The 4724-nt window shown below is 37.5% G+C and carries 5 protein-coding genes; 2 read left to right on the forward strand and 3 right to left on the reverse strand.

All coding sequences use genetic code 11. The annotated features are described in order from the left end of the window. On the reverse strand, nucleotides 1–1925 hold a 1925-nt coding region (locus tag HLX49_RS16955; protein ID WP_296363388.1), incomplete at its 3' end, for a heavy metal translocating P-type ATPase. Continuing rightward, nucleotides 1912–2295: an ArsR/SmtB family transcription factor gene (locus HLX49_RS16960; protein ID WP_101932790.1), complete on the reverse strand. Its 384-nt coding sequence runs from the start codon at nucleotides 2293–2295 to the stop codon at nucleotides 1912–1914. The genes HLX49_RS16955 and HLX49_RS16960, both read right to left, overlap by 14 nt. 222 nt (nucleotides 2296–2517) lie before the next feature. Here HLX49_RS16960 and HLX49_RS16965 point away from each other — a divergent pair, with 222 nt between their 5' ends. Continuing rightward, on the forward strand, nucleotides 2518–2757 hold the full coding sequence (locus tag HLX49_RS16965; protein WP_101932791.1) for a hypothetical protein: 240 nt from the start codon (nucleotides 2518–2520) through the stop codon (nucleotides 2755–2757). A gap of 361 nt (nucleotides 2758–3118) precedes the next feature. Beyond that, nucleotides 3119–4528, forward strand: coding sequence for a YcdB/YcdC domain-containing protein (locus tag HLX49_RS16970; RefSeq protein ID WP_296363391.1), 1410 nt, complete (start codon nucleotides 3119–3121; stop codon nucleotides 4526–4528). Here HLX49_RS16970 and HLX49_RS16975 read toward each other — a convergent pair. Then, a partial coding sequence (locus tag HLX49_RS16975; protein WP_367112737.1) for a transposase occupies nucleotides 4489–4724 on the reverse strand: 236 nt, incomplete at its 5' end. The genes HLX49_RS16970 and HLX49_RS16975 overlap by 40 nt on opposite strands.

A 4724-nucleotide genomic window follows, 5' to 3' on the forward strand; every position in this document is an offset into this window, starting at 1 on the left:
AACCCCATTGTATATGGAACTTTACTTAAATCATCAGCCATTAACGCAATATCAGCTGTTTCCATGGCGGTATCCGTACCAGCACCTCCCATAGCGACACCAACATCTGCTGCTGCTAAAGCGGGGGCATCATTGATCCCATCTCCAACCATCGCAACCTTGCCGTACTGCTGCTTTAATTCTTTAATTGCTATTAATTTATCTTGCGGCAAAAGCTCCGACTTTGCCTCCATTATGCCTACTTCACGCCCAACTGCAGAGCCTGTTGCTTGATTATCCCCCGTAAGTATCACTGTTCGTTTACCTAATTGATGGAGCCTTTCAATGATAGACAGACTTCCTTTACGAACTTGGTCCGCCACAGCAATTAAGCCTTCAATACGATTATCCGTTCCAAATAGCATCACCGTTTTACCTTGTGTTTGTAACGTGCGAACTTGCATTTGCAATTCTTTAGGAAGAGGTGCTTTCCCTTGAAATAAGGAAGGACTTCCAATCATGTAGATAGAGCCATCCACTGTTGCCTGAGCGCCTTTTCCGGTAAATGACTGAAAATTTTCTGCATGTAAGTTATTTACATTATCTGCTTGTGCTTTGCGTAATATAGAAGAAGCAAGCGGGTGCTGCGAATATGTTTCAATCGCCGCTGCATGTGCTAACACATCTGATTCTGACATGTCTCCAAAGGAAATAATTTCTGTAACAACAGGCTTCCCCTCGGTTATAGTGCCTGTTTTATCAAAAGCAACTACATCTATTTTCCCTGTTTCTTCTAAATGAATGCCACCTTTAATCAACACGCCATGTCGAGCAGCATTGCCAATTGCTGTTACAATAGCTACAGGTGTAGAAATAACTAACGCACACGGACACCCTACAACCAATACCGCTAGCCCGTTATAGATCCAATCAGACCACGTTGCACTAAACAGAAGTGGTGGAATCGTAGCAACTAACATAGCAATAACGATAATAACTGGGGTATAATATTTAGCAAAACGATCAACAAATTGTTGGGAAGGGGCTTTTTCCGCCTGTGCTTCCTCTACTAAATGAATGATTTTAGCAATTGTTGTATCTTGCGCGTATTTGGTAACACGAACTTCCAATGAACCCTCTTCATTCAAAGTACCAGCAAATACTTCATCACCAGTTTGTTTAAACACAGGGATAGATTCACCGGTTATTGTTGCTTGATTAATAGAGGATTCTCCTTTAAGAACTTCGCCATCCATGGCAATTTTCTCTCCTGGTTTAATCACCATGACATCATTGACTTGTACATCCTCGACATCCATTTTAATTAGCTCATCACCCCTACGAATCATCGCACGATTTGGGGCAATATTTATTAAAGAACGAATGGATTGCCGCGCCTTCTCCATGGAATATCCTTCTAGCGCTTCACTTACAGCAAATAGAAAGACAACGACAGCTCCTTCTGCCCACTCTCCAATAATGGCAGCACCTATAACTGCAATCGTCATTAACGTTTTCATGTCAAATTCAAATCTAGCTAAGTTTTTAAAGCCTGTACGAAATAGCTTCCAACCCCCAATTAGAATAGCAGCTGCAAATGTACTTACTGTAGCAAGATTACTTTCGCCAACTTGAAAGAAAAACACATATCCAACCATAGTAAATAAAAAGGAAAATAATGTTGTCAAATTACTTTTCTTTTTCCAAAACGATTGCTTATGTTCCGTTAATCGTTCTCTTTCTGGAAAGACTTTAATATCATCAAAAGCTCCAGCCGCTTCCAACTGCTGCACAGAAGCTTCGCCTTGCACCGTAACTTTCGATGCACCAAAATTTATTTGCACGTCGTCAACGGTTTCAATGGCGCGAATATTTTTTTCAAATTTCGCTGCACAATTTGCGCATGATAACCCTTGCAGACGATAAACGTTTTTATTCTCTTCCACGATTAACACCTTCTTTTGCATGAACTGTAGCTATCGTTACGAGCTGATGCACATGCTCATCCTCTAAAGAATAAAAAACAAGCTTTCCTTCTTTTCGATGTTTCGCCAGTCCCATATTCTTTAACAAACGTAAATGATGGGATGCAGTTGCCTTCGTTGCACCAATAATCGTAGCTATATCACATACACATAACTCTCTTTCTAGTGTTAGCGCATAAGCAATTTTTAATCTTGTCGCATCAGCCAACGCTTTAAATATTTGTTCAACCCCATCCATCTTATCTATTTTAGGACGAATTCGGCTTACCGTATCCTCGTCATAACAAAACGTCTCGCAAACGTCGATTGGTTTTTCTTTAGAAGCGCCCATATTTTATCCCCCTAATAATCAAATAGTTGTTTGACTGTTTGTTTATAGTGTATGAATGAGTCCTTTTATTGTCAACTATATGTATCACAAATTCGGAATTAAATTTGACAAATTTGTGAACATGATTGATAATAAAGAAAATACTTTAAATTTGGATATTAACTCGTAATCATTGTTACATTTTAATACAGTCTAACTACGTTTTAAAAGGAGTTACGGTACATGAAAAACGAAAAGCTGTTAAAAGCAACAAAATATGTCGGAGCAAGTATATTGTGGACCGGTATCGCAATTTTCCTTTATGGTTTCTTTGTAAGCGATTACAGTTATCTTACTGGAATTGGTATTGGAACAGTTATGGGAGCTGTGTTTATTTTTCTCATGGGGGTATTTTTAGTAGCCACAGAAGAAATGAATTCGAACAGAAAAAAGGCTGGAAAATTCATTTCTAAAATTCAATAGTGCGTTCATTAAACGAGCCGTCTGCTTCGCATAAGCAAACGGCTCGTTTAATCTATTGTGAAGCGCACTATAGCATTTCGCAGACAGACTTACTAAGCCATGGTTTTCAATGGTTGTTACAAGTCGAGTTATCTATATCATTGATTATAGTTGGAAAATATTGTTTAATTGTATACATAAAGTATAACTTCAATTAGTGGGATTTTTATGTCATACGGATTATTGATTGACGTAAAGACTTTTAATCAAATTGGAGATTTAGATGCTGTTATCCCACTTAGACTTATTCAGCGCTCACATCTTCCCATTTTTAAAGTAAGAAAACTGACAGCACCTTGTAACCGTAGAGGAGAGTTTGTACATGACCTTAAATCAGCTATTCCAATCTTTGATATCGTATATTCCAGCGACAAACATGAACATGAGAAAAGCATACCAACCTGATGAAATTATTCCAGGCGTGCAATATGATATTTTCTCAAACACTGCGAAAAAAAACGTAGCGGTATTCTCCATAGATAATCAAGGAAGGCTGTTTTACTTTTCTGTAGAAGATGAAGTTTTAAAACGATCAAATTTCACATTAAAACGCGATGAATTAATCGACAAAGCAAGTCATTTTGTAAAAACATTTTATCCTGAGATATATAAAGATTGCAAACTAGCTTCTTTTTTTGAAATAGGAAATACATACACAGTTCACTTCGCCTATCAGGATGATCAATTGCATTTATTCCTCCCTGAAACAGGAGTTACATTATTTTTAACTAAAAGCGGTGAAATCAGCGCGGTCATTTCTTTTCATGATAAAAATGCGAACATACATTATCCTGATGTAATGATCTCTGCTGAAGCAGCAAAGAAGCAATACTTGCACCATATCGAACCAGAATTACTGATTGCTCCAATGGATACATATTATATAAAGGATGATGGAAAATTTCGACTCGTTTACAGCATAATTGAACGCGCGATATACATACCAGCTGGTGAGGAGAAAGCCTATGTGCAAAAAGATGCTATAAAACAAATTCCCCTCCATAAACCAAAAAAAGTTAAAACTAATTTACATGATATCATTGGCTTAAAGGATTATAAGCTAATGAAGAAAAAACAAACAAAGAAGAAACGGATAGAGGTTTGGTCTGCTCTACCAAATGTCATTCAGAAAAAAACAGACTTTGATATGGACGAAATAGATTCTTGTCTTATGAAATTATGCTTTGATAAGCAAAACCGTTTGCTACAAATAACTAGTGAAGAAACGCCTCCAAAAGTCATGAGTAAATCTATTGGTGTAGAACAAGCAGAAGAAATAGCGTATCGACTGTTATTCCACCTCTATCCTAAAGCACACAATCAATTGATTAGAATTGATGATGAGGTGGAAATGGAAGATGTTTATTGCTTTGATTTCCGCTGGCAGTATAACAACGTCCGTATTTCACACGATATCATTTCTATTGATGTTGGGAAATATTCAGGTCGGATTTGTAGCTTTAATCATCAACCATTAAGTAAACAACGATACGAGCATGTCAATACGACACCGAAACTTTCTAAGCAAACTGTAAAACAAATATACGCCGACTATGTACAAATGGAGTTACGTTGGTTTCAAGATGAAGAAAGTGATTATAAATTAGTGTATGCACCCACTTTTCCAAAATTAGCTGGCGTTATCCGAATGATTGATGCTCATACAGCGCAAATATTTCAAACTTTGATTTGTCAAATTAAGCGAGACAACATGCTTTTATCAAAATCCTGACCGACATAATCTATGAAACACTCCATTGGTGTTTTGTATTTCAATGATTTCCTTGGTATGTTATTCCGACGGAGTGCAACCTCAGAAATATACTCTTGTGACACAGGATTAAAGTCCATTTCTTTTGGTAGCCCATTCTTTCTCAGAAGACCGTTGGAATGCTCATTTAGCCCCCTTTGGGATGGCGTTCCAGGAT

The sequence above is a fragment of the Virgibacillus sp. genome (assembly GCF_013393565.1).
GTDB lineage: Bacteria > Bacillota > Bacilli > Bacillales > Amphibacillaceae > Virgibacillus > Virgibacillus dokdonensis.

What these genes read in the sequence shown, in the direction of transcription:
- HLX49_RS16960 (WP_101932790.1), bottom strand. Translation starts at nt 2,295, where the DNA reads ATGGGCGCTTCTAAAGAAAAACCAATCGACGTTTGCGAGACGTTTTGT.
- HLX49_RS16965 (WP_101932791.1), top strand. Translation starts at nt 2,518, where the DNA reads ATGAAAAACGAAAAGCTGTTAAAAGCAACAAAATATGTCGGAGCAAGT.
- HLX49_RS16970 (WP_296363391.1), top strand. Translation starts at nt 3,119, where the DNA reads ATGACCTTAAATCAGCTATTCCAATCTTTGATATCGTATATTCCAGCG.